The following is a 22,719-nucleotide window of genomic DNA, read 5'->3' as shown; positions in this document are numbered from 1 at the left end:
AAACGTTTCAGTCGCGGACCCGGCGGAACGTGATGCCCCCGATGTGCGGCCGCAGGTTCGGCGGGAGCTGCGGCCGGCGCAGGGTGCGGGCGACCCATTCGCCCAGCGTGACGCCCGCCGCGAGGGCGCAGCCGACGGTCAGCGCGGTCGCCATGTTGGTCAGCGCGGAGGTGGTCTGCCCCTCCATCAGCTCCGACAGGCCGCGGTACACCGCGAGGCCCGGGACCAGCGGCGTGATGCCCGCGACGGCGACGATGAGCGGGGGGACCACGGCCCGTCGGGCGAGGAGACCGCCGGCGAGGCCGACGACGGTGGCGGCCACCGTCGACGAGACGATCGGGCCGAGGCCCAGATTGAGGACGGATCCGGCGACGAGCGCGCCGGCGCAGCCCGCGAGGAAGGACGCGGTGAGCGCGCGCAGCTGCGCGTACCCGGCGAGCGCGAACGCGGCCGCGGCCACACCGCCGGACCCGACGAGGATCGGCAGCGGGGCGTAGTCGAAGGGCTGCTGCTGCAGCGGCGGGAGGGTCGCGCCGAGCTGGGCGGTCACGCTCAGCGCCATGCCGACGCCGGCCACGACGCCGCCGGTGAAGACCACGACCTCGAAGAACCGGGCCGCGCCGGTCACGGGCGCGCCGGTGATGGCGTCCTGCACCGAGCCGACCAGGGAGAGCCCGGCCATGAGCACGATGATGCCGGCGACGATCACGCGGTAGGGCTGCACGTCCCACCCGTACTCGATGGACAGGCGGTAGATGAGCGCGGCCGGCAGGGTCGCGAGGAACCCGCCGACGACCTGCTGGAAGAAGTACGGCAGGCCCCAGTTGCCCAGCCGGACGTTGACCACGTAGATCAATGCCGTGGTCACGAAGGCCACGCCCGCCAGGGGGAGCTTCCCGCCGAGCAGCAGCGTCAGCGCGCCGGCCATGAGCGCCCAGCCGAAGGTCGCGACGGCGCGCGGGTACGGGTGTCCGGCGGTCATGATCGATTCGAGCGCGGCGAGCGCCTGGTCGGGGCGGATGCGCCCGCGGCCGATGCGCCGGACCAGGGTGTCGACCTGGGAGAGCCGGGTGTAGTCGAGGGACCGGTGACTCACCGTGCGCGTGTAGGTCGACGGGGGCAGGCCGCGCCCGCGCTGCACGCTCACCGTGATCGCGTTGTAGGTCACGGTGACGGTCACGTCGTCGATGCCGTAGGTGGCCGCGACGTACCGCACCTGCGCCTCGGTGTCGACGGCGCCGGTCCCGGAGTCCAGCAACACCTCGCCGACCTTCATCGCGACCTCGAGGACCTCGCCGACGGTCTCGTTGTCGCGGAGGTCGACGGGCTGCAGCGGCGTCAGGACCGGCATTCCGGCGGTGTCGACGGTCGCGGCGTTCCGGCCGGTCACGGCCTGGACTGCGTGCGCGAGGCGATCGCGGAACGCGGGCTTCACGGTGGGGCACCTCCTCGGGGTAACACGTCGGTGTCGTGGCACGGACCTCGTTCGTTACTGTGCCAGATCACGCCCGTTTCCGGCCCCCTCGCGACGCTGTGATCCGCGTCGGATCCGCGCCGCGCCCACGCCCGTCTCAGCCCAGCGCGGCGAGCACCTCCGCGGCGGCCCGCTCGCCCGATTCGAGGGCGCCCTCGACGTACCCGGCGTGCTCGCCGGCGGTCTCCGTCCCGGCCCAGTGCACGGTCCCCGCGGGCGCGTGGCCGAGGGGGAAGGGCATCCCGCCGGCGGCCGGGGCGGGGAAGGCGAGGTAGCCGCCGCCGACGTACTCGTCGAGGTGCCACGACTTCTCGTGCCAGCCCGCCGGGCTGCGCACGTCGTCGCCGAGGTGGTGGGCGAGGCGCCCGAGCAACGCGTCCCGACGGTCCGCCGGGCTCAGGCTGTCGAGCGTGCGCGCGTCGGTGCCGCCGACCAGCAGGCAGAGGTGCCCGGGGCCGTCGGCCGACGGGGGCGAGGTGTCGAAGACGCCCACGCCCGGGCCGTCGATCGCGATCAGCTCGGCGTGCCCGCGCTCGCGCCAGAAGGGCCGCTCGTACACGGCGAGCGCCTTGTAGACCGAGCCCATGTACATGCCCCGCTCGGCGCGGGCGCGCTCGCCGGGCAGGGGCGGACGGTGCTCGATCGCCGCCGCGATCGGCGGGGGTGCGGTGACCACGACGCGACGACAGCGCACGGCGCCCGTGGCGGTGTGCACCGTCGCGCCCGCGTCGTCGCGGTGGATCGCGAGTACCGCGCTGTCGGTGCGGACGCGGTCCCCGAGCCGCCCGGCCATGCGGACCGCGAGGGTGCCGGCACCGTCGACCACCAGGGAGTCCTGCGCCCCACCCCGCGTGGTCATCGCGGTCGTCAGGCCCTCCATGGTGCGGACGGTGGCGGCGAAGTCGCGCAGGGTGAGCCGTTCCGGGTCGGCGGTGGAGGCGATCTCGAAGAGGACTTGCAGCAGGCGGCGGGTGCGGCCGGGGACGCGGCGCAGCAGGTCGGCGACGAGGGCGTCGCGCCCGACGTGCGGCCCGCCGAGGCGGACGAGGCCCTCCCACGCGGCGAGCGCAGCGCCGGCGAGCAGGAACGTCGGGCTCGTGACGCCGACGGTCCGCGGGCCGTCCACGAGCCGCGGCATCCGGGGCGTCTCCATTGCGTAGACCTGCGCGCCGTACTCGGCGGCGAGCGCGGTGAACCGGTGGTGGCCCTTGCCGATCCACTGCCCGCCCAGGTCCACGTGGGTGCCGAGCGCGGTGGTCTCGGTGAGGACGCGGCCGCCGACGCGGGGCGCGGCCTCGAGGACGAGGACGTCGACGCCGCGGTCGTGCAGGCCGAGGGCGGTGCGCAGGCCGGCGACGCCCGCCCCGACCACGACGACGGTGCGCTCCACTGCGGTGTTCTCCTCGGGGTGCGCCTCGGGCTGGTCCGGCATGGCGTCTCTCCGTTCCGCGGCGGACGCCGCAATAAAGTCGGTCGTATGACTGATTATAGGGAGAGTTCGCCCCGCGCGGGCCGGCTCGCCGGCTACTCCCGCCCGAACAGCCGGTCGGCGAGGACCGCGGCGTACAGCTCCGCGGCGGCCCGCGGGTCGGAACGATCGCGGCCCGTGAGCTGCTCGATCCGGCCCAAGCGGTGGTTGATCGTGTTCCGGTGGTAGTGGAGCCGCTCCGCGGTGGCGGCCAGCGAGCCGCCGCAGTCGAACCACGCGCGGACGGTGTCGATGAGCGCGTCCCGGTCGGCCTCCGGCAGGGCGAGGACGGGACCGAGGACCGCGTCCCGCAGCTCCCGCGCCGCGGCGGGGGAGTGCGCGAGCGCGAGCGGCAGCGCGGACCGGCCGTAGGTCTCGGTCGTCGCCGCGCCCGGGACCAGGCTCGCCATCGCGAGCTCCGCCTGCCGGAGCCCGCCCCGCGCATCGAGCGGTGCGGTGAACGGCGCGCTGATGCCCACGCGCCCGACCGCCTCGGTGCGCAGCAGCTCCAGGACCGGCGGCAGCACGTGCGGGGTGCTCAGGCTCAGCAGCCCGATCCTCGTCTGCACGTCCGACATCCAGTGCGAGGCGACGAGCCTGTCCCGCAGCCGGCGGTCGAGGCCCGCGTACGGCTCGCCCTCCGCGCCGGCCGGGTCGGCGCCGGCCTCGGCGCACACCACGAGGAAGGTGCCGGTGGCGGGGAGTTGCAGCATCTGCGCCGCGGTGTGCAGGCGGCCGGGCTCGAGCACCCCGTCGAACAGGGCGCGCAGTTCGACCTGCAGCAGTTCGGCGTGCCGGGTCGTGCGCTCGGAGACCGCGAACCCGTACTCCTCCGCCGCGGCCGTCGAGTAGTCGTCGATGATGCGCCAGACGTCGGCGCCGATGTCGGGGAGGAGTTCGGGCTGATCGACGCACGCGGCGCGCATGTGATCCCAGACCAGGCGCCCGGCCAGCCGGTACGCGTGCAGGATCGCCGCCAGCGGGAAGCCGTACTCGGCCTTGAGGCGGCCGGTGGCGCGGGCGGCGTGCAGGTCGTCGCCGAGCTCGCCGCTCAGCTGCCGCAGCACCGAGTCGAGGTTCGCGCGCACAGCCTCGCGGAGCTCGACGGGGGTGATGAGCGTGCTCTCGGCGTAGGCGTGCTCGCCGGCGAGGATGCGGTCGACGAGCTCGTCGGTCAGCGCGTCGAGGTCGCCCACCAGGAGTCGGGCGACGGTCGCGGGGGAGGCGCCGGCCGGTTCTGTGATCGCGGACACCCCTCGATGGTAGCCGTCCCTCCCGTGCCGGTCGTTGTGCGTGAGCACAACGCGACGGGGCAGGAGGCGGAACCCCGGCACGATGCCCGCGGCGCCGCCGGCGACCAGACTCGAAGGGGAACAGTGACCCGGCTCACGCCGGACCGAACCGACACCGGAGCGCGCCATGACCACGACCGAATCCGTCCTCGACGCCGCCGTCGCCGACCTGCAGCAGGGCGAGCGCGCCTGGGCCGCCACATCGCTCGCGGAACGTCGCGCCCTGCTCGACGAGGTGCGCGAGGCCACCGCCGGCGTCGCGCAGCAGTGGGTCGACGCGGCCGCCGGCATCAAGGGCCTGCCCGCCGACTCCACGCTGCTCGGCGAGGAGTGGCTCTCCGGCCCCTACTCGGTGATCACCGCCTGCGAGGCCCTCGCGACCTCGCTGGCGGCGCTCGAGGAGGGCCGCAGCCCCGTCGACGGCTTCACCATCAGCCCCGGGCCCGGCGGTCGCTCGGCCGTCGAGGTGCTGCCGCACAGCGCCTTCGACCAGCTCCTGCTCAGCGGCTTCAGCGCGCAGGTCTGGACCGTCCCGGGCGTCGACGCCGCCGCGGTGCGCGAGCGCGCCGGCCTCGGCTCCCTCGATCCGACGGTGACCCACGGCATCGCCGGCGTGCTCGGCGCGGGCAACATCTTCTCCATCCCGCCGCTCGACACCCTCTACCAGCTCTACGCCGACAACCGTGTGGTGCTGCTCAAGCTCAACCCGGTGACCGACCCGCTGCTGGACACGTACCGCGCCGCGTTCGCGCCGCTCATCGACCACGGCGTGGTCCGCATCGTGACCGGCGGCGCGGACGTCGGCGGGGCTCTGGTCAATCATCCCGGCATCACGACGGTGCACATGACCGGCAGCGCCCGCACCCACGACGCCATCGTGTTCGGCACGGGTTCCGACGGGGCGCAGCGCAAGGCCGAGAATCGGCCGCTGCTCGACAAGACGATCACCAGCGAGCTGGGCGGCGTCTCGCCGACGATCGTCGTGCCGGGCGAGTGGTCGGCCGCCGACCTGCGCTTCCAGGCCGAGCACCTCGCCACGCAGCGCCTGCACAACAACGGCTACAACTGCGTCGCCTCGCAGGTCGCCGTCATCAGCGCCGACTGGCCGCAGAAGGACGAGTTCCTCCGCGAGCTGCGCGACGCCTTCGACCGCGCACCGTCGCGCCGCGACTACTACCCGGGTTCCGCCGATCGCGTGGCCGCCGCCCGGGCCGGGTACGGCGAGCGGGCGCAGGCCGTCGGGCCCGACGGTGCCCGCACCCTCGTCTTCGGCCTCCGGGCCGACGGCGCCGAGGAGGCCCTGCACACCGAGTACTTCTCGCCGGTGTACGGCGTGCTCGAGCTGCCCGGCGACGCCGCGTCCTTCCTCGCGACGGCCGTCCGTGCCGCGAACGAGGACTTCGAGGGCACCCTCGGCGTGAACCTCGTCGCCGATCCCGCGACCATCAAGGCCCTCGGCTCGGCGTTCGACCGGGCGATCGAGGACCTGCGCTACGGCACGATCGCGGTGAACGCGTGGACCGGCGTCGGCTACCTCACCGCCCGCGCGACGTGGGGCGCCTTCCCCGGGCACACCATCGACGACGTGCAGAGCGGCATCGGCGTGGTCCACAACGCGCTGCTCCTCGACGACGTGGAGCGGACCGTCGTGCGCGGGCCCTTCCGTCCGTCGCCCCGCTCGTTCGCGGGCGGCGAGCTGTCGATGTCGCCGAAGCCGCCGTGGTTCGTCACCAACCGCACCGGCGCGACGACGGGCCGCCGGCTCACCGAGTTCGCCGCGAAGCCGTCGTGGCTGAAGCTGCCCGGCATCTTCGCCTCCGCCCTGCGCGGCTGACGGTCCGGCTGACGGTCGGCCGAACGGCTCGGCTCAGCGGTCGAAGAACCGATCGCTGAGCCGGTCGAAGAAGCCGTCGATCTTCTTCTCGCGCGCGGTGCCCTCGACCTTGGTGTTCCAGAGGTGCACGAGCCCGAAGACCACGGCGACGAGGCCGAGGACGAGTGCGGTGATGAGCAGGACCTGCAGTGTCGTCGACATACCGCCCCTTTCGTGGAGCCCCCCGTCGGGATTGAACCGACGACCTTCGCTTTACAAGAGCGGTGCTCTACCACTGAGCTAGGGAGGCGCGCGGCCTCACGGCCGCGGCGCCAGCATATCGTGACCAGCATGACTGACTCCTTCGAGACCATCAGCTGGACGCTCGACGACGACGGCATCGCCACCCTCGTGCTCGACCGCCCGGATCAGCTCAACGCCTTCAGTGTCACGATGGCGCGGGAGCTGACGGAGTTCTTCGAGGTCCACGCCCGGCGCGACGAGGTGCGCGCCGTCGTGGTCACGGGCGCCGGCCGCGCCTTCTGCGCCGGCATGGACCTCACCGGCGAGGGCAACGTCTTCGGGCTCGACGAGTCCGTGCAGCCGACGCCCGAGGAGTTCGCGGCCCACTTCGACGAGGCCCCGTACCAGGACGGCGTCCGCGACACCGGCGGCAAGCTCACGCTGGCGATCTACTCGCTGCCCAAGCCCGTGATCGCCGCGATCAACGGCCCTGCCGTGGGCATCGGCGCGACGATGACCCTTGCCATGGACACCCGCCTCGCGTCGACCACGGCGCGCATCGGCTTCGTCTTCGGCCGCCTCGGCATCGTGATGGAGGCCTGCTCCAGCTGGTTCCTGCCCCGCATCGTCGGCCCCGCGCAGGCCCTGGAGTGGGTCTACTCCGCCGACATCCTCACCGCCGAGCAGGCCCGCGAGGGCCGCCTCGTCCGCAGCCTGCACGAGCCCGACGAGCTGGTGCCCGCAGCGCAGGAGCTCGCCCGCTCCTGGGTGAAGGGCCGCTCCGCCGCCGGCGTCGCGCTCAACAAGCAGCTGATCTACCGCGGCCTCGGCTCCGCGAAGCCACTCGACGCGCACCTCGCCGACTCCCTGGCGATGTACTACTCGTCGATCGGCGACGGCAAGGAGGGCGTGGCCGCCTTCCTCGAGAAGCGCGCACCGGAGTTCACCGCCAAGGCCTCCGAGACGCCCCGCATCGTCGCCGACTAGCTGTCACGAGGACCGGCAGCGCCGGGCCGGGGAGCGCGCTTAGCCTGGAGCCATGGCACCTCCCCGCTTCCGGCAACTGGTGATCGACGCCGCGGACGCCCGACGGTCCGCGGAGTTCTACCGCGCCCTCCTCAGTCTCGAGTACCTCCCCGGCGACGAGCCGCGCGACGGCGCGGCGGATCCCGCCTTCATCGTGCTGCTCGGCGCCGACGGCCGCCGCCTGCTCGGCTTCCAGACGGTGCCGGCGTTCGCCCGGTCGACGTGGCCGTCCATGGACGTGCCGCAGCAGCTGCACCTCGACTTCGCTGTCCGCGACGACGACGAGCTGGAGGAGCACCATCGCCGCGTCCTGGAACTCGGCGGCACGCTCATCGAGGACCGGCTCGACGATTCGGAGGACCCGCTGCGGGTCTACGCCGACCTCGACGGGCACCCGTTCTGCATCTTCGTGGCCGAGCAATAAGCTGACCGCATGGAGATCCGCGACGCCCAGCCGGCCGACCTGCCGGCGATCCTCGTCATCCACAACGATGCCGTGGAGAACTCGACCGCCATCTGGTCCGAGGAGAAGGCCGACCTCGCCGAGCGCGAGGCCTGGCTGGCCGAGCGACGCGCAGGCGGATTCCCCGTCCTCGTCGCCATCGTCGACGGTGAGTTGGGCGGCTACGCCTCGTACGGGCCCTTCCGTGCCAAGTCGGGGTACCGGCACACCGTCGAGAACTCGGTGTACGTGGCCGACGGCTTCTACCGCCGCGGCATCGCCGAGGCCCTGATGAACGCGCTCATCGAGCGCGCGCAGAAGTCCGACGTGCACGTCGTCGTCGCGGCGATCGAGGAGTCCAACCACGCCTCGGTAGCCCTGCACCGCAAGCTCGGATTCCGGGTGACCGGTCAGATGCCCCAGGTGGGGATCAAGTTCGGCCGTTGGCTGGACCTCGTCCTGATGCAGCGCATCCTCTAGCCGGAGCGCTCGAACACCCGCGTCTACGGGGAGCGCGCCGCGACGGGCTCCGCGGCCGTGCGCCGCCGCCGGCCGACGGGGCGTTCCCCCGGGCGGAGCGTCGAACGGACGGCGACCCCAGTGGGCCGCACTCGCGATGGCGTGCGGATCCTCGCGGACATCTCGCTCGACGTCGACGCATCCTCATACGCTGCGGATTCCGCGGCGTCGAGCTCGGCGATCTCGTCGGCGATGGCGGTCGCGAGAGCGAGTTCCGCAATGCTTCTCTCGGCAGCTTCGAGCCAGGTGATGTGTTCGTTTCCTGCGCTGCCGTTCATGACGCACCCCCGCGTTCGATGATGCCCCTAGCCTACCATCGATATTCGATCGCAACATCACGAATCAATAACGAATTCGAATGTGATTCGAACGATTCGTTGGTCGCGGGGAGGGTGCTCGCCGCGCGGAATCCTGCTCAGGCCAGCGCCGCCGTGCCCGCGATCTCGGCCGCGAGCTCCTCCGGCCGCTCGTCGGGGATCCAATGGCTCACGCCGTCGAGCACCACGAACCGGTACGGCCCGTCGACGTACTCGCCCGCGAGTTCCGCTCCGGCCCTGGTCAACGCGACGTCGTCGGTGCTCCAGATGTACGTCACCGGGCACGCGATCCGCGTGTTCTGCCCCGGCTTCACCGTCGTGAAGGGCATCCCGCGGTAGTAGCTCAGGCCGCCACCCAGCAGGCCGGGCGTCAGCACCTCGTCCACCACGGTGCGGATCGCATCGTCGGGCATGCCGCTCCCGCGGAGGAAGGCCTCGAAGCGCCCGGGGAACCGTTGGGCCAGCAGCTCCGGCACGGCGGGGATCTGGAAGAGATACATGTAGTACGACTTCAGCGCCTGGTCTGAGCGGAGGAACGCCCGCAGGAAGGCGAAGGGATGCGGCACGGAGACGGCGGTCAGCGTGCGCACCAGGTCCGGGTAGGTGGCGGCCGTGAGCCACGCCGTCGACGAACCCCAGTCGTGCCCGACGAGGTGCGCCGGCCCCGTCCGCTCCAGCAGCGCCGCGGCGTCGGCGGCGAGCTCGGAGCTGCGGTACTGCCAGCGCCGCGCCGGGCGCGCCGTCCGCGCGTACCCGCGCTGCCACGGCACGACGGTGCGGTACCCCTGCGCGTGCAGGTGCTCCGCCGTCGCCGCCCACGAGGTGGGCGTCTGCGGGAAGCCGTGCAGCAGTACGACGATCTCGCCGTCGATCGGCCCGGTGTCGACCACCGGGAAGGTGAGTCCCGAGCGCGTGAACTCCGTGATCCGTTCCGTCATGCCCTCACCCAACCACGCCCGACGGTGCGCGGCATCCGCCCTGGGGAGGAGGTCGACGCGGATCCGCGCACGCGCCGCGTCCGCGGTTCCGGACCGCGCACGCCTCGCGGCTGTGCGCACGCGCCGCGTCCGCACAGTCGCGCCGGGTGCGCGGCATCGCTCCCCGTGCTGCGTGCGCTGACCTGGCTCTTAAGCGTCTCTTGAGCGAGGCTCAAGACCCGCGCGCGACGGTGGGGAGGTCAGCGAACGTCCACGGAGAAGGAGCCGTCATGATCATCCGCAAGAAGATCGTCGCCGCCACCGCCGCCCTGGCGGCAGCTGCAGGGATCGCCGCCGTCGCGCCGGGTGCCGCCAACGCCTCGCCCAACGGCTGCGACGCGCATCAATGGACCGTCACGCACCTCGAGACCCCCAGCTCCAGCGTGTCGATCTGCCGCTGGCAGGGCGACGGGCGCACGGAGTACCGCGGCTTCGGCAAGGGCAACGGCCTCGCCGTGACCGCGCCGGTCGTCTGGTCGAACGGCGCGTCGTACAGCGCCGTCAACAACGGCTATACCTACCGCGTCGACGTGGGCCGCGGCCTCGCGGTCATCGCCCCGAACGGCTACCAGATCTCCTACGAGCCGGCCCTCTGATCGCGCGGCGCCGCCGCGCTCACACGCGCCGCCGCGCTCACACGCGCCGCCGCGCTCACACACGCCGCCGCGCTCACACGCGGTGGCGCACCTCGTACCCGCTGATCACGGACACCCGGTTGAAGGCGTTGATCGTGACAGCGGCCCAGATGAGCACGGAGGTCTGCGCCTCGTCGAGCACGTCGGTGGCCCGGTCGTAGGCGATGTCCGCCGCGTGGTGCGGAGGCAACTGCGTCACCAGTTCGGCGATCTCGAGCGCGGCGCGTTGCACGTCGTCGAACAGCGCGGGCGCCTCGCGCCACGCGGCCAGCACGTCGAGCTGCTGGCTGGTCAGGCCCGCCGCGCGGCCGGCGCGGGCGTGCAGGTCGAGGCAGTAGGCGCAGCCGTTGAGCTGCGAACACCGCAGGTTCACCAATTCGACCACGTCACGGCCGATTCCGGCGGCGGCGGCCGCCTCCGCCACTTCCGTCGAGACCGCGATCAACTGCTTGTAGATCCGGGGGGAGGCCTTGTCGATCCGCACGCGCTGGGCTGGCATGGCACTAGGCTAGCGGTCATGAGCAACGTCGACCGACAGCCCGAAGAGGTCGAGTGCGGGGCCACCGTGGACGGGCCGGCCCCCGCTGCCGGCGTGGAGGTGATCGAACCCCGCGAGGTCCCGCTCGGCGGCCCCCGCGCGATGACGGTGCGCCGCACCCTCCCCACGCACGAACGCTCCATGGTCGGAGCCTGGTGCTTCGCCGATCACTACGGGCCCGACGAGGTGGACCGCTCCGGCGGCATGAACGTCCCGCCCCACCCGCACACCGGCCTGCAGACCGTCAGCTGGCTCTTCGAGGGCGAGATCGAGCACCGCGACAGCGCCGGCGTCGAGGCGCCGGTCCTCCCGGGCGAGATCAACCTGATGTCCGCCGGCTTCGGTATCAGCCACTCGGAGGTCTCCACCCCGGAGACCCGCCGCCTGCACGGCGTCCAGCTGTGGCTCGCCCTGCCGGACCGGGCGCGCAACGCGCCGAACGGATTCCAGCACTACGCGCCGCCCGCCGTCGACCTGCCCGACGTGCGGTCCGGGGGCCCGGGCGGCACCGCCCGCGTCTTCATCGGCGAGCTCGCGGGCAGCACGTCCCCGATCGTCACGGCGACCCCGCTGCTCGGCGCGGAGCTGATCCTGCGCCCGGGCGCGCGGGTCAGCCTCGCCGTCGACCCCGCCTTCGAGCACGGCGTCCTCCTCGACACGCAGAAACTCCTGTTCGACGGTGTCTCCCTCTCCTGGGGCGACCTCGGCTACGCCGGCCCGGGCCTCGGCGGCCTCCGCCTGCACAACCCCACCGAGGAGGACGCGCGGGTGGTCCTGCTCGGCGGCGTCCCCTTCGACGAGGACATCGTCATGTGGTGGAACTTCGTGGGCCGCACCCACGAGGAGATCGTCGAGTACCGCGAGGAATGGCAGGCGCGCGCCGCGCGTTTCGGCACTGTGAGCGGATGGCGCGACGATCAGTACCTGCCGGCGCCCCCGCTTCCGACCACCCGGCTCAAGCCCCGCAGGAGGAACCCGCAATGACCGAGAACACCGAGACCGTCGCCGTCGCCCGCAACGATGCCGAGGGCCGCTACGACATCACCGTCGACGGGGAGCTCGCCGGCTTCACCGTGTTCATCGACCGCGGTGAGCAGCGCATCTTCCCGCATACCGAGCTCGACGAGAAGTTCTCCGGCCGCGGCCTGAGCGGCATCCTGGTGCACGACGCGCTGGAGGACACCCGCGCCGCGGGCAAGCGCGTCGTCCCGGTGTGTCCGCTGGTCAAGCGGTACGTCTCCAAGCACCCCGAGGTGCAGGACATCGTCGACCCGGTGACGCCGGAGATCCTCGCCTCGCTGCAGTGAGCGCGACGTTCACAGGGAACTGACAGCGAGTCGTCAGAGTCCCGGGCGCCCGACGGTGCACTATGGCGGTGTGTCCAGTGCGAAAGACGAACCGATGCCCCGCGTGCTCGTGGTCGACGACGAGCAGAGCATCCGCGAGCTGCTGCAGGTCAGCCTGAAGTTCCAGGGCTTCGACGTGGCCGTGGCCCCGGACGGCCCCGCCGCGCTCGACCGCGTGCGCACCTTCCGGCCCGACGTCATGGTGCTCGACATCATGATGCCGGGCATGGACGGCCTGGGCCTGCTCAAGCGGCTGCGCCAGGACGGCATCGAGGCACCCGCGCTGTTCCTCACGGCGCGCGATTCGGTCGAGGACAAGGTCGCCGGCCTCACGCTCGGCGGCGACGACTACGTCACCAAGCCCTTCAGCCTCGAGGAGGTCGTGGCCCGGATCAACGTGCTGCTGCGGCGCCACGGCTTCGGCGAGGACGAGGCGTCGACCCGCCTGACCTTCGCGGACCTGGAGCTGGACGACGAGACGCATGAGGTGTGGAAGGCGGGCGAGCTGGTCTCGCTCTCGCCCACCGAGTTCACGCTGTTGCGCTACTTCATGGTCAACGCGGGCGTGGTGCTGTCCAAGCCGCGGATCCTCGACCACGTCTGGCACTACGACTTCGGCGGCGACGTCAACGTCGTCGAGTCCTACGTCTCCTACCTGCGACGCAAGATCGACACGGGCGACAAGCGGCTGATCCACACCCTCCGCGGCGTGGGGTACGTGCTCCGCGAACCCCGGTAGGCCCGCATGGGTTCGACCTCCCGTACCTCGTTCGCCGCCCGCGTGCCGCTGCGCCTCTCCCTGGTCGCGGTCGTCGTCGGCCTGGTCTTCCTGGGCCTGCTGACCTCCGGCACCGCGCTCACCGCCGCGATGAAGGACCAGCTCCTCTCGCGCGAGGACCAGGCCCTGCGCCAGGCGGCGGAGACGTGGGCCCGGCCCAAGCCGCCGATCCTGCCGGAGCCGCCCCGGACCGGGCGTCCGCCGACGCGCTTCTACCAGGCGGTCTTCCTCCCGGACGGCCGCCAGCTCCAGATCAGCAACCCCGATTTCACAGAGCGGCCGGACCTCTCACAACTCGGTGACCTGCACGGCGACGCCGTCACCGTGCGCTCCGTCGGCGGCGGGGGACCGCAGTGGCGGGTCGTGCAGTCCTCGTCCGACTACGGCGTGGCCTTCGTCGCCGTCACGCTCACCGATGTCGACTCCACCCTGCGCGCGATGATCGTGCTGGAGTTGCTCATCGGCTGCGGCGTGCTCGTCATCGCGGGCGGCCTCGGCTACCTCGTGGTGCGCCGCTCGCTGCGCCCGCTGGAGGAGGTCGAGGCCACCGCCGAGGCCATCGCCGCGGGCGACCTCACGCGCCGCGTCCCCGAGGCGCCGCCGCACACCGAGGTCGGCCGCCTGTCGACGTCGATCAACACGATGCTGCACCAGGTCCAGGACTCCTTCGACCGCGTCGCCGCGTCGGAGGAGACGGCCCGCGCCGACGAGGAGCGCATGCGCCGCTTCGTCGGCGACGCCTCGCACGAGCTGCGCACCCCGTTGACGTCGATCCGCGGCTTCGCCGAGTTGTATCGGCAGGGCGCCACCGACGACACGGGGTTCGTCATGTCGCGCATCGAGTCCGAGGCGGAGCGGATGGGCCTGCTCGTCGAGGATTTGCTGCTGCTCGCGCGCCTGGACGCCCGCCGCCCGCTCGCCGCCGACACCGTCGACCTCACCGCTGTCGCCGACGACGTGGTGCACGCCGCGCAGGCCCGCGAGCCGGGCCGGGACATAGCGCTCGAGGTCGACGGTGCCGGCCCCGTCGAACTGACCGGCGACCGGGACCGCCTGCACCAGGTGGTGACCAACCTGGTCTCGAACCCGCTGCGGCACACGCCCGACGAGGCGACGGTGCGCGTCCGGCTCGCCGAGGAGCCGGGCGCGGTGGTGCTGTCCGTCGCCGACACGGGGCCGGGGATGGAGCCCGACGAAGCCGCGCGCGTCTTCGAGCGGTTCTACCGCACCGACTCCTCGCGCAGCCGCGGCAGCGGCGGCGCGGGGCTGGGCCTGTCGATCGTGGCGGGCATCGTCGAACGGCACGGGGGCACCGTCACCGTCGACACCGCGCCGGGGGAGGGCGCGACCTTCACCGTGCGCCTGCCCCGCTGAGCGGGGCTACTCCGCGGCGAGCGCCTCGACGATCTTCGTCTGCGCCTCGTCGAGCGAGTCGGCGCTCGGGTTCGGGTCGACGTTGGTGAAGTCGAAGTCCGTGAGGCCGTAGGCCGGGAAGACGTGCAGGTGCAGGTGCGGGATCTCGAACCCGGCGACGATCAGGCCCGCGCGCGGCGCGTCGAAAGCGCGCTTGACCGCCCGACCGATCTTGCGTGCGACGTCGTTGAGGTGCTGCCACAGCGCGTCGTCGATCGACTCCCAGTGGTCCACCTCCTCGCGCGGCACCACCAGCACGTGGCCCTGCGTGAGGGGGCCGATGGTCAGGAACGCCACCACCGAATCGTCCTGGTACACGAACCGGCCCGGGAGCTCGCCGGCGATGATCTTCGAGAAGACGGATGCCATGGGGCCAGGCTAGTGGAGGTGCCCGGTAGTGTCATGGCCGTGCGAGTACTCGTCATCGGCACCGGCGGCCGCGAACACGCCCTCCTCGACGCGCTCACCCGTGACCCGCAGGTCACCGAGCTCCACGCGGCCCCGGGCAACCCGGGTACCGCGGCGATCGCGACGAACCACGACGTCGACGCCTCCTCCGGCGACGAGGTCGCGGCGCTCGCCGAGCGCCTCGGCGCCGACCTCGTGGTGATCGGCCCCGAGGTCCCGCTGGTCCTCGGCGTCGCGGACGCGGTCCGGGCGCGCGGCATCGCCGTCTTCGGCCCGTCCGCCGCCGCGGCGCAGATCGAGGGCTCGAAGGCCTTCGCCAAGGACGTCATGGACGCCGCCGGCGTGCGCACCGCGCGCAGCGAGATCGTCGACAGCCCGGCGGAGATCGACGCCGCGCTCGACCGCTTCGGCCCCACCTGGGTCGTCAAGGACGACGGCCTGGCCGCGGGCAAGGGCGTCGTCGTCACCGCCGACCGCGCCGCGGCCCGGGCGCACGCCGCCGACCTCCTCGAGTCCGGACGGCCCGCGCTGCTCGAGTCCTTCCTCGACGGCCCCGAGGTCTCCCTGTTCTGCCTCGTCGACGGCGAGGACGTCGTTCCGCTGCTGCCCGCGCAGGACCACAAGCGCGTCGGCGACGGCGACACCGGCCCCAACACCGGCGGCATGGGCGCCTACGCGCCGCTGCCCTGGCTCGCCGACGGCGCGGTCGACGAGATCGTCGAGACGGTCGTGCGGCCCGTCGCGCGCGAGATGGTGCGCCGCGGCACCCCGTTCTCCGGCCTGCTCTACGCGGGCCTCGCCATGGGCTCCGACGGGCCGGCCGTCGTCGAGTTCAACTGCCGCTTCGGCGACCCCGAGACGCAGGCGGTGCTGAGTCTCCTGGAGTCGCCGCTCGGCGAGGCGCTGAACGCCGCCGCGACGGGCGCGCTCGGCGCGCTGCCTCCGCTCCGGTGGCGCGACGGTGCCGCAATCACCGTCGTGCTCGCCGCCGAGAACTACCCTGCGTCGCCCCGCAAGGGCGACGTCATCACCGGTGCCGACGGCGCCGGGATCTACCACGCCGGGACGGCCGTCGACGCCGACGGACGCCTGGTCTCCAACGGCGGCCGCGTGCTCAACGTGGTCGGCGTCGGCGACGACCTGGGGGCGGCCCGCGCGGACGCCTACGCCAAGCTCGAGCGGATCAAGCTGCCGGGCAGTCATTTCCGCACGGACATCGGCCACCAGGCCTTGCAGTAGCGCATTTGTCCGATGTCGGAGCGGATGGGTTCCGACGATTTGGTCGAAACCCTCAGGCCGGGCGGGACGTGCTGGCAGCATGTCCCAGATGACAGCCGCGACCACGCCCAAGGGTGAGCGCCGGCGCGCGGCCCTCGTGGCGGCGGCCGGAGAGCTCCTCGTCGAGGGCGGCTTCGAATCGGTCCGGCACCGGGCGGTCGCGCACCGCGCGCACATCCCGCTGGCCGCGACGACCTACTACTTCGAGTCGCTGGGCGACCTGCTCTCGAACGCCGTCGCCTACGCAGGTCAGCTGGACGTCGCCGCGGTTCGCGGCCGCGTGGAGGCGGTGAGCCGGCGCAAGCGCGGCGACTCCGCCCTGGCCAAGCTCCTGGCGTCGGTCTTCTTCGCCTGCGACACCGCGGCGGAGCGGGGGGCCCTCGTCTCGCGGTACGAGCGGATGGTGCTGTGCGCCCGCGATCCCGAGCTCACCCGCCTGCAGGCGCAGCTGCGGAACGTCCTGGCGGAGTTGCACGTCGAGGTGCTCACCCGCTCGGGACGCCGGGCGACGGGGCCGGGCGTCGATCGGCTGATGGCCATCGAGGACGGCGCCGTCCTCGCGGCGCTGACCACCCACGGGGCGGACGTGCCCCGCGCGGTCCGTGACGCCCTCGCCACCGTCGTCGATGATCTGGCGCCCGCCCTTCCGTGACGGGCCCCGCGCCCGCACATGAGAGAATCGGGGGGTGAGCACTCCCCGCATCCCCGACGTCCTCGCCAACCGGTACGCCAGCCCGCGCATGCGCGAGCTGTGGTCGCCGGAGTACAAGATCGTGCTGGAGCGCCAGCTGTGGATCGCGGTGCTCAAGGCGCAGCGCGACCTCGGGATCGACGTGCCCGACGGTGCCGTCGAGGCCTACGAGAAGGTCGTCGACCAGGTCGACCTGGCGTCGATCGCGGAGCGCGAGCGGATCACCCGGCACGACGTGAAGGCGCGGATCGAGGAGTTCAGCGACCTCGCGGGGTTCGAGCAGATCCACAAGGGCATGACCTCGCGCGACCTGACGGAGAACGTCGAGCAGCTGCAGGTGCTGCGGTCGCTGGAGTACGTCCGCGACCACGCCGTGGCCGTGGCGGCCCGGCTCGCCGAGCGGGCCGCGCAGTACTCGTCCGTCGTGATGGCGGGCCGCTCGCACAACGTCGCGGCGCAGGCCACGACGCTGGGGAAGCGCTTCGCGTCGGCGGCCAACGAGCTGCTCGTGGCGATCGCCCGCCTCGAGGACCTCATCGGCCGCTACCCGCTGCGCGGCATCAAGGGCCCGATGGGCACGTCGCAGGACATGCTCGACCTCCTCGGCGGCGACGCGGCCAAGCTCGCCTCGCTCGAGTCGCGCGTCGCGGAGCACCTGGGCTTCTCGCAGTCCTTCGTCTCCGTCGGCCAGGTGTACCCGCGCTCGCTCGATCACGACGTGGTGAGCGCCCTGGTCCAGGTGGCGGCGGGACCGTCGTCGATGGCCACGACGATCCGGCTCATGGCCGGGCACGAGCTGGTCACCGAGGGCTTCCAGCCCGGCCAGGTGGGCAGCTCCGCGATGCCGCACAAGATGAACACCCGCTCCTGCGAGCGCGTCAACGGCCTCACCGTGATCCTGCGCGGCTACGGCTCGATGGCGGCCGAGATGGCGGGCTCGCAGTGGAACGAGGGCGACGTCTTCTGCTCCGTGATCCGCCGCGTGGCCCTGCCGGACTCGTTCTTCGCGATCGACGGCCTCTTCGAGACCTTCCTGACCGTCCTCGATGAGTTCGGCGCCTACCCTGCCGTGATCGAGAACGAGCTCAACCGCTACCTGCCCTTCCTCGCCACCACCCGCGTGCTCATGGCCGCGGTGCGCGCGGGCGTCGGCCGCGAGGTCGCGCACGAGGCGATCAAGGAGCACGCCGTCGCCGTCGCGCTGGCGATGCGCGAGGAGGGCAAGGAGCCCGACCTGCTGGATCGCCTCGCCGGTGACTCCCGCCTCGGCCTCTCGCGCGCGGATCTGGATGCCGCGTTGGCGGACCGCGCCGCCTTCACCGGCGCCGCCGAGGCCCAGGTCGCCCAGGTCGTCGCCGACGTCGAGCAGTTGGTCGCGAAATACCCCGACGCCGCCGGCTACACCCCCGCCCCCATCCTCTGACCCGCCGGTTCCCTGCTGTTTCGGCGGCCGCGACCTGCGATTCGCCCGCCGAAACCGCTAGGAACCGAGTGATCCCGGTGGTTCCGGATCCACTGGCTTGGTCATGGCGCCGGCTGGGAGCCGGAGACGGGACTCCGTCGGTGCCGGGCCGTTCCAACCGCGCCGTCGCAGCTCCGATTCGATCCTCGCGATGAACGCCGCACGATCGTCGGTCAACGTCGCGGATGTGACCCTGATGATCGCCCACTTCTGGTCGGTGATCGCGTTCCAGCGCCGAATGTCCTTTCGCTGCTGGGCGACTGTGCGGTGATATCCGCCGTCGTACTCGATCGCGATCCGGTGCTCCCGGTCTCCGAGGTCCACGTGGTACCGGGTGCCGGGAACCGGTGACTGGGGCGTGAAGAAGGTCAGCCCCGAGCGATGGACGGCGAGACGCGTGTACGTCTCCCAATGCGAGTCGGTGCCGGTGCTCGATTCGGCGAGTACGGCCCGCACCCGACGTGCGCCGTAGAACCGGGGATGTGCGTCGAGGTACGCCTGGACGGCCCCCTTCGTGGTCACCGACCTGCCGTAGCGATCGACGCGAAGGCACTGGTCGAAGCCCGCGATCGCCTCGTCGTCGGTGGTGTGCCGAGCGATGTCCGCGGCCGTGAGGGCCCCGCACGTAGCCCGTCGGCGCAGGACGATCTCGACGTCCTCGTCGTCCAGCCGGCCCACGCGGATGATCACTCCCTTCCGGGTGCGCTGTTGCGGTAGGCGGATCTCCGGTGCGTGGCCCTCGGTGTAGAGGGCGCCGTGGAGGGCCGCTGCGGTCCAACCGGTGAACACGGCATCGGGGTACGCGATGGCAAGCGCGTTGCGCACGTCGCGGGCGGTAGCTGCGGCTGCGCCATCGCGTCGGACGCCCTGAATGACGGATATCGAGTCGTGCCGCATCGCGTGCTGGCTGCCCGTCCGCAGCAGGTCGCGCGTTCGGCGGATCATATGAATTGGACGCACCACCCGCACGCACGGTTCCCCTTCGACACATTCCCTGCTGTTTCGGCGCCTGCGACCTGCGATTCGCCCGCCGAAACCGCAGGGAACCGTCAGGCGATAGGGTGGCGGAGTGCGTCCTGAACTGAGCGAATACACGCCGATCTACTCGGGCAAGGTCCGCGAGCTGTACGAGATCGACGACGAGCACCTGCTGCTCGTCGCGAGCGACCGGATCAGCGCTTACGACTACATCCTGGACACCCCGATCCCCGACAAGGGGCGCGTGCTCACGGCGATGTCGGTCTTCTTCTTCGACGCCCTCGGGGTGGCGAACCACCTCGCCGGGCCGGCCGATGATCCGCGCATCCCCGAGTCGGTGCTCGGCCGCGCGCTCGTCACGCGCCGGCTCGACATGGTGCCGGTGGAGTGCGTCGCTCGCGGCTACCTCACGGGCTCCGGCCTCAAGGAGTACCGCGCGAACGGTGAGGTGTGCGGCGTGCCCCTCCCGGCGGGCCTCCTCGACGGTAGCCGCATCGACCCGCCGATCTTCACCCCCGCCACCAAGGCCGCCGTGGGCGACCACGACGAGAACGTCTCCTTCGAGCGCGTCGCCGAGGATGTCGGCCTCGAGCTGGCGACGCGGCTGCGCGAGCTCACCCTGGACGTCTACGCGCGCGGCGCCGACATCGCCCGCGAGCGCGGGATCATCCTCGCGGACACTAAGTTCGAGTTCGGTCGCAGCTCCGACGGTGACCTCCTCCTCGCCGACGAGGTGCTCACGCCCGACTCCTCCCGCTACTGGGACGGCGAGCTGTACTCTCCCGGATCCGCCCTTCCGAGCTTCGACAAGCAGATCGTGCGCGACTGGCTCACCAAGGAATCCGGCTGGTCGACCGACGCCGGCACCCCGCCGCCGCCCCTTCCCGCCGACGTGGTGGAGCGCACCCGCGCCCGCTACATCGAGGCGTACGAGCGCATCTCGGGCCTGAGCTTCGCCGACTGGCCGGGCGGAGCGGCATGAGCGCCCCGGCCCAGCCCGTCGCGAAGAAGGTCCCGGCGCCGCGGACCTTCCACGGCGACACCGTGATCGACGACTACGCCTGGCTCGCCGACACCTCCGACGAGGAGGTGCTCGACTACCTCCGCGCTCACAACGCCTTCACCGAGGCGGCCACCGCGGCTCACGAGCCGCTGCGCGAGGCGATCTTCGGTGAGATCAAGGCGCACACCCAGGAGACCGACATGTCGGTTCCGCAGCGCCGCAAGGGCCACTGGTACTACGCCCGCACGGTCGAGGGCAAGCAGTACGGGATCCACTGCCGCGCGCCGATCGCCGGCCCCGACGACTGGACCCCGCCGGTCCTCTCCGACGAGCCGCTGCCCGGCGAGCAGGTCCTGCTCGACCTCAACGTCGAGGCCGAGGGGCACGAGTACATCGCCGTCGGCGCTGCGTCCGTCTCGCCCGACGGTGCCCTCCTGGCCTACTCGCTCGACACCTCGGGCGACGAGCGGTTCACCCTGCGCGTCAGGAACATCGACACCGGCGAGGCGCTGTCCGACACCGTCGAGGGCGTGTTCTACGGCGCCACCTGGGCACTCGACGGTCGGCACCTGTTCTACACCACCGTCGACGATGCGTGGCGCGCCGACAGCATCTGGCGGCACGAGATCGGTTCCGCCGCCGAGGACGTGCGCGTCTTCCACGAGGAGGACCAGCGCTTCGGCGTGGGCATCGGGCTCACCCGCAGCGAGAAGTACCTCATGATCGCTGCCTCGTCGACGCTGAGCTCGGAGACGCACGTCCTCGACGCCACCGATCCGACGGGCGAGTTCCGAGTCCTCCGTCCGCGAGAGGAGGACGTCGAGTACTCGGTGGAGCACGCGGTGCTCGGCGGCGAGGACCGGTTCCTGTTCCTGCACAACCGCACCGGCATCAACTTCGAGCTGGCGTCGGCCCCCGTCGACGCCCCCGAGGAGTGGACGGTCCTCGTCCCGCACCGCGACGACGTGCGGCTCGAGTACGTGGACGCCTTCGCCCGACGGCTCGCGCTCGGGTACCGACGGGGCGGCCTGCCCCGCCTCGCGCTCGCCGCGGCCACGGCCGCACCGGAGTTCACCGAGTGGGACCCGGGTGAGGAGCTGGTGAACCTCGGTCCCGCCGCGAACCCGGAGTGGGACGCGCCGCGGCTCCGGCTGGCCTACGAGTCCTTCGTGACCCCGGGAACCGTCCTCGAGCTCGACCCGGCGACGGGGGAGCAGACGGTGCTCAAGCGGGCCAACGTCCCGGGCTACGACGCCGCGCTGTACACCGCGGAGCGGGTCTGGGTGACCGCCGGCGACGGCGCGCAGATCCCGGTCTCAGTGGTGCGCCGCAAGGACGTCGGCGACGGGCCGGCGCCCACCCTGCTGTACGGCTACGGCTCCTACGAGGCCACCCTCGATCCCTGGTTCTCCGTCGCCCGGCTCTCGCTCATGGACCGCGGCGTGGCCTTCGTCGTGGCGCACGTGCGGGGCGGCGGCGAGATGGGGCGCGCCTGGTACGACCACGGCAAGCAGTTGGAGAAGCGGAACACCTTCACCGACTTCGTCGACGTCGCACGACATCTCGTGGACACCGGCCGCGCGGAGCCGCGGCGGCTGGTGGCGATGGGCGGCAGCGCCGGCGGCCTCCTCGTCGGCGCGGTGGCGAACCTGGCGCCGGAGCTGTTCTCCGGCATCGTCGCCGACGTGCCCTTCGTGGACCCGCTCACCTCGATCCTCGACCCGAGCCTGCCGCTCACCGTGGGGGAGTGGGACGAGTGGGGCAACCCGCTCGAGAGCGCCGAGGTGTACCGGTACATGCGCGACTACTCGCCGTACGAGAACGTCGCTGCGAAGCCCTATCCCGCGATCCTGGCCACCACCTCGCTCAACGACACCCGCGTGCTCCCCACGGAGCCCGCGAAGTGGGTGGCGAAGCTCCTCGACCACAGCACGTCCGGTGAGCAGATCCTGCTCAAGACGGAGATGGTCGCCGGTCACGCGGGCGTCAGCGGGCGGTACGCGAAGTGGCGCGAGACCGCCTTCGAGTACGCCTGGGTCCTCGACAGGCTGGGCGCCGCGCAGTAGCTTGCAGTCATGAAGAAGCTCCTGGCGGCCGCGGCCTGCATCGCGCTGCTCCCGCTCGCCGCACCCGCGTCCGGGGAGCCCGGCGCGGCGGGCCCGACGGTGACCTACTCGCACGTCGGCCCGTCCACCGCGCCCGAGTACCACGTCGAGTACGTCGTGACCGTGCGCGGCGGCGTCGCCACGGCGAAGGTCGGCGGGTACGGCACCGTCGACGGGACGGCCGAACCCGCGAAGACGGAGACGAAGCGGCTCGACTACGCGACGCAGCGGGCGCTCGTGCAGACCGCCCCGTCGATCCCCGCCCCGGCCACGGGCACGCCCTGCCCAGGAGCGTCCACGAGTCGGCTGACCTACGAGATGGGCTGGGCCGCACCGCGGAAGACCGTCGCCTACAACTGCGCCGCGGGAGACCGGGGCGACGCCGCGGCGATCAGCCGCTACATGGCGCCCGTCGAGAAGCTCTTCACCGTGCTGCCGGGCGTGACCTTCACCGTCACCCGATAGCACGATACGAGAAGTGCCCGGCCCCAAGGGGGACCGGGCACTCGTCGT

General features: G+C 72.2%; 24 protein-coding genes and 1 tRNA gene. 15 read left to right on the top strand and 10 right to left on the bottom strand.

The window, feature by feature from the left end; translation table 11 throughout:
• Positions 1 to 7: 7 nt before the first annotated feature.
• From ACM9LD_RS05600 to ACM9LD_RS05590, 3 genes are all read right to left on the bottom strand, one after another.
• On the bottom strand, positions 8 to 1,435 hold the full coding sequence (locus ACM9LD_RS05600) for a threonine/serine exporter family protein (RefSeq protein ID WP_415675763.1): 1,428 nt from the start codon (positions 1,433 to 1,435) through the stop codon (positions 8 to 10).
• Between the two features lie 136 nt (positions 1,436 to 1,571).
• Complete coding sequence (locus ACM9LD_RS05595) at positions 1,572 to 2,906, bottom strand: flavin monoamine oxidase family protein (protein WP_415675762.1); 1,335 nt, start codon at positions 2,904 to 2,906, stop codon at positions 1,572 to 1,574.
• A 92-nt stretch (positions 2,907 to 2,998) separates the two neighbouring features.
• A complete protein-coding gene (locus ACM9LD_RS05590; protein ID WP_415675761.1) occupies positions 2,999 to 4,195 on the bottom strand; it encodes a PucR family transcriptional regulator in 1,197 nt (398 codons plus the stop codon).
• A 166-nt stretch (positions 4,196 to 4,361) separates the two neighbouring features.
• Between ACM9LD_RS05590 and ACM9LD_RS05585 the strand changes: the two genes are divergently transcribed.
• Positions 4,362 to 6,068, top strand: a complete 1,707-nt coding sequence (locus tag ACM9LD_RS05585) for an aldehyde dehydrogenase family protein (protein ID WP_415675760.1) — start codon at positions 4,362 to 4,364, stop codon at positions 6,066 to 6,068.
• 33 nt (positions 6,069 to 6,101) lie between these two features.
• On the opposite strand, the gene ACM9LD_RS05580 is transcribed toward ACM9LD_RS05585, so the two are convergent.
• On the bottom strand, positions 6,102 to 6,269 hold the full coding sequence (locus ACM9LD_RS05580) for a hypothetical protein (protein ID WP_415675759.1): 168 nt from the start codon (positions 6,267 to 6,269) through the stop codon (positions 6,102 to 6,104).
• Positions 6,270 to 6,282: 13 nt separating this feature from the next.
• Positions 6,283 to 6,357, bottom strand: a tRNA-Thr gene (locus tag ACM9LD_RS05575).
• A 41-nt stretch (positions 6,358 to 6,398) separates the two neighbouring features.
• Between ACM9LD_RS05575 and ACM9LD_RS05570 the strand changes: the two genes are divergently transcribed.
• Genes ACM9LD_RS05570 through ACM9LD_RS05560 form a run of 3 tightly spaced genes read left to right on the top strand, consistent with a single transcriptional unit; the run spans position 6,399 to position 8,238 of the window.
• Entirely contained in the window at positions 6,399 to 7,277 is an 879-nt protein-coding gene (locus ACM9LD_RS05570) for a crotonase/enoyl-CoA hydratase family protein (protein ID WP_415675758.1), read from the top strand.
• Between the two features lie 52 nt (positions 7,278 to 7,329).
• Positions 7,330 to 7,740, top strand: coding sequence for a VOC family protein (locus ACM9LD_RS05565; RefSeq protein WP_415675757.1), 411 nt, complete (start codon positions 7,330 to 7,332; stop codon positions 7,738 to 7,740).
• Positions 7,741 to 7,749: 9 nt separating this feature from the next.
• Positions 7,750 to 8,238, top strand: coding sequence for a GNAT family N-acetyltransferase (locus ACM9LD_RS05560; RefSeq protein WP_415675756.1), 489 nt, complete (start codon positions 7,750 to 7,752; stop codon positions 8,236 to 8,238).
• Between the two features lie 23 nt (positions 8,239 to 8,261).
• Here the strand turns inward: ACM9LD_RS05560 and ACM9LD_RS05555 are convergent, their stop codons facing one another.
• Together ACM9LD_RS05555 and ACM9LD_RS05550 are read right to left on the bottom strand one after the other, a co-directional pair.
• Positions 8,262 to 8,555, bottom strand: coding sequence for a hypothetical protein (locus ACM9LD_RS05555; protein ID WP_415675755.1), 294 nt, complete (start codon positions 8,553 to 8,555; stop codon positions 8,262 to 8,264).
• Positions 8,556 to 8,692: 137 nt separating this feature from the next.
• Positions 8,693 to 9,532: an alpha/beta fold hydrolase gene (locus tag ACM9LD_RS05550; protein ID WP_415675754.1), complete on the bottom strand. Its 840-nt coding sequence runs from the start codon at positions 9,530 to 9,532 to the stop codon at positions 8,693 to 8,695.
• A gap of 269 nt (positions 9,533 to 9,801) precedes the next feature.
• Between ACM9LD_RS05550 and ACM9LD_RS05545 the strand changes: the two genes are divergently transcribed.
• Positions 9,802 to 10,167 carry a hypothetical protein gene (locus ACM9LD_RS05545; protein WP_415675753.1) on the top strand — a complete coding sequence of 122 codons (366 nt, stop codon included), beginning with the start codon at positions 9,802 to 9,804 and terminating at the stop codon, positions 10,165 to 10,167.
• A 73-nt stretch (positions 10,168 to 10,240) separates the two neighbouring features.
• Here ACM9LD_RS05545 and ACM9LD_RS05540 read toward each other — a convergent pair whose 3' ends face one another.
• Positions 10,241 to 10,705: a carboxymuconolactone decarboxylase family protein gene (locus ACM9LD_RS05540; protein ID WP_415675752.1), complete on the bottom strand. Its 465-nt coding sequence runs from the start codon at positions 10,703 to 10,705 to the stop codon at positions 10,241 to 10,243.
• A gap of 18 nt (positions 10,706 to 10,723) precedes the next feature.
• Here ACM9LD_RS05540 and ACM9LD_RS05535 point away from each other — a divergent pair, with 18 nt between their 5' ends.
• The 4 genes from ACM9LD_RS05535 to ACM9LD_RS05520 all read left to right on the top strand — a co-directional run bounded on the left by ACM9LD_RS05535 (position 10,724) and on the right by ACM9LD_RS05520 (position 14,242).
• Entirely contained in the window at positions 10,724 to 11,728 is a 1,005-nt protein-coding gene (locus tag ACM9LD_RS05535) for a pirin family protein (RefSeq protein ID WP_415675751.1), read from the top strand.
• A complete protein-coding gene (locus ACM9LD_RS05530; protein WP_415675750.1) occupies positions 11,725 to 12,051 on the top strand; it encodes a GNAT family N-acetyltransferase in 327 nt (108 codons plus the stop codon). The genes ACM9LD_RS05535 and ACM9LD_RS05530 overlap by 4 nt, the downstream gene beginning before the upstream one ends.
• 94 nt (positions 12,052 to 12,145) lie before the next feature.
• A complete protein-coding gene (locus ACM9LD_RS05525) occupies positions 12,146 to 12,829 on the top strand; it encodes a response regulator transcription factor (protein ID WP_415675959.1) in 684 nt (227 codons plus the stop codon).
• 6 nt (positions 12,830 to 12,835) lie between these two features.
• Entirely contained in the window at positions 12,836 to 14,242 is a 1,407-nt protein-coding gene (locus tag ACM9LD_RS05520) for a sensor histidine kinase (RefSeq protein ID WP_415675749.1), read from the top strand.
• Between the two features lie 6 nt (positions 14,243 to 14,248).
• On the opposite strand, the gene ACM9LD_RS05515 is transcribed toward ACM9LD_RS05520, so the two are convergent.
• Positions 14,249 to 14,650, bottom strand: coding sequence for an HIT family protein (locus ACM9LD_RS05515; protein ID WP_415675748.1), 402 nt, complete (start codon positions 14,648 to 14,650; stop codon positions 14,249 to 14,251).
• Positions 14,651 to 14,689: 39 nt separating this feature from the next.
• Here ACM9LD_RS05515 and purD point away from each other — a divergent pair, with 39 nt between their 5' ends.
• From purD to purB, 3 genes are all read left to right on the top strand, one after another.
• Positions 14,690 to 15,928, top strand: coding sequence for a phosphoribosylamine--glycine ligase (purD, locus tag ACM9LD_RS05510; protein ID WP_415675747.1), 1,239 nt, complete (start codon positions 14,690 to 14,692; stop codon positions 15,926 to 15,928).
• Between the two features lie 88 nt (positions 15,929 to 16,016).
• Complete coding sequence (locus ACM9LD_RS05505; RefSeq protein ID WP_415675746.1) at positions 16,017 to 16,619, top strand: TetR/AcrR family transcriptional regulator; 603 nt, start codon at positions 16,017 to 16,019, stop codon at positions 16,617 to 16,619.
• Positions 16,620 to 16,653: 34 nt separating this feature from the next.
• Positions 16,654 to 18,081 (top strand): adenylosuccinate lyase, encoded by a 1,428-nt coding sequence (gene purB / locus ACM9LD_RS05500; protein ID WP_415675745.1) that lies wholly within the window; start codon positions 16,654 to 16,656, stop codon positions 18,079 to 18,081.
• A 57-nt stretch (positions 18,082 to 18,138) separates the two neighbouring features.
• On the opposite strand, the gene ACM9LD_RS05495 is transcribed toward purB, so the two are convergent.
• On the bottom strand, positions 18,139 to 19,089 hold the full coding sequence (locus ACM9LD_RS05495; RefSeq protein ID WP_415675744.1) for a DUF559 domain-containing protein: 951 nt from the start codon (positions 19,087 to 19,089) through the stop codon (positions 18,139 to 18,141).
• Positions 19,090 to 19,189: 100 nt separating this feature from the next.
• On the opposite strand from ACM9LD_RS05495, the gene ACM9LD_RS05490 reads away from it, so the two are divergent.
• Genes ACM9LD_RS05490 through ACM9LD_RS05480 form a run of 3 tightly spaced genes read left to right on the top strand, consistent with a single transcriptional unit; the run spans position 19,190 to position 22,671 of the window.
• Complete coding sequence (locus tag ACM9LD_RS05490; RefSeq protein ID WP_415675743.1) at positions 19,190 to 20,080, top strand: phosphoribosylaminoimidazolesuccinocarboxamide synthase; 891 nt, start codon at positions 19,190 to 19,192, stop codon at positions 20,078 to 20,080.
• Complete coding sequence (locus ACM9LD_RS05485; protein WP_415675742.1) at positions 20,077 to 22,167, top strand: S9 family peptidase; 2,091 nt, start codon at positions 20,077 to 20,079, stop codon at positions 22,165 to 22,167. Before ACM9LD_RS05490 ends, ACM9LD_RS05485 begins: the two co-directional genes overlap by 4 nt.
• 9 nt (positions 22,168 to 22,176) lie before the next feature.
• A complete protein-coding gene (locus tag ACM9LD_RS05480) occupies positions 22,177 to 22,671 on the top strand; it encodes a hypothetical protein (RefSeq protein ID WP_415675741.1) in 495 nt (164 codons plus the stop codon).
• The last annotated feature ends 48 nt before the right edge of the window (positions 22,672 to 22,719 follow it).

Source organism: Tsukamurella hominis, from assembly GCF_965137015.1.
GTDB lineage: Bacteria > Actinomycetota > Actinomycetes > Mycobacteriales > Mycobacteriaceae > Tsukamurella > Tsukamurella hominis.
The sequence above is the reverse complement of the archived record's forward strand: the minus strand, read 5'-3'. Positions and strand labels throughout refer to the sequence as shown.

Bases quoted from the DNA above. Each gene is read 5' to 3' on its own strand.
- ACM9LD_RS05545 (WP_415675753.1), top strand. From the start codon at position 9,802: ATGATCATCCGCAAGAAGATCGTCGCCGCCACCGCCGCCCTGGCGGCA.
- ACM9LD_RS05480 (WP_415675741.1), top strand. From the start codon at position 22,177: ATGAAGAAGCTCCTGGCGGCCGCGGCCTGCATCGCGCTGCTCCCGCTC.
- ACM9LD_RS05540 (WP_415675752.1), bottom strand. From the start codon at position 10,705: ATGCCAGCCCAGCGCGTGCGGATCGACAAGGCCTCCCCCCGGATCTAC.
- ACM9LD_RS05525 (WP_415675959.1), top strand. From the start codon at position 12,146: ATGCCCCGCGTGCTCGTGGTCGACGACGAGCAGAGCATCCGCGAGCTG.
- ACM9LD_RS05485 (WP_415675742.1), top strand. From the start codon at position 20,077: ATGAGCGCCCCGGCCCAGCCCGTCGCGAAGAAGGTCCCGGCGCCGCGG.
- ACM9LD_RS05550 (WP_415675754.1), bottom strand. From the start codon at position 9,532: ATGACGGAACGGATCACGGAGTTCACGCGCTCGGGACTCACCTTCCCG.
- ACM9LD_RS05580 (WP_415675759.1), bottom strand. From the start codon at position 6,269: ATGTCGACGACACTGCAGGTCCTGCTCATCACCGCACTCGTCCTCGGC.
- ACM9LD_RS05505 (WP_415675746.1), top strand. From the start codon at position 16,017: ATGACAGCCGCGACCACGCCCAAGGGTGAGCGCCGGCGCGCGGCCCTC.
- ACM9LD_RS05570 (WP_415675758.1), top strand. From the start codon at position 6,399: ATGACTGACTCCTTCGAGACCATCAGCTGGACGCTCGACGACGACGGC.
- ACM9LD_RS05530 (WP_415675750.1), top strand. From the start codon at position 11,725: ATGACCGAGAACACCGAGACCGTCGCCGTCGCCCGCAACGATGCCGAG.
- ACM9LD_RS05560 (WP_415675756.1), top strand. From the start codon at position 7,750: ATGGAGATCCGCGACGCCCAGCCGGCCGACCTGCCGGCGATCCTCGTC.
- ACM9LD_RS05565 (WP_415675757.1), top strand. From the start codon at position 7,330: ATGGCACCTCCCCGCTTCCGGCAACTGGTGATCGACGCCGCGGACGCC.
- ACM9LD_RS05520 (WP_415675749.1), top strand. From the start codon at position 12,836: ATGGGTTCGACCTCCCGTACCTCGTTCGCCGCCCGCGTGCCGCTGCGC.
- ACM9LD_RS05555 (WP_415675755.1), bottom strand. From the start codon at position 8,555: ATGAACGGCAGCGCAGGAAACGAACACATCACCTGGCTCGAAGCTGCC.
- ACM9LD_RS05585 (WP_415675760.1), top strand. From the start codon at position 4,362: ATGACCACGACCGAATCCGTCCTCGACGCCGCCGTCGCCGACCTGCAG.
- ACM9LD_RS05535 (WP_415675751.1), top strand. From the start codon at position 10,724: ATGAGCAACGTCGACCGACAGCCCGAAGAGGTCGAGTGCGGGGCCACC.
- ACM9LD_RS05595 (WP_415675762.1), bottom strand. From the start codon at position 2,906: ATGCCGGACCAGCCCGAGGCGCACCCCGAGGAGAACACCGCAGTGGAG.
- ACM9LD_RS05515 (WP_415675748.1), bottom strand. From the start codon at position 14,650: ATGGCATCCGTCTTCTCGAAGATCATCGCCGGCGAGCTCCCGGGCCGG.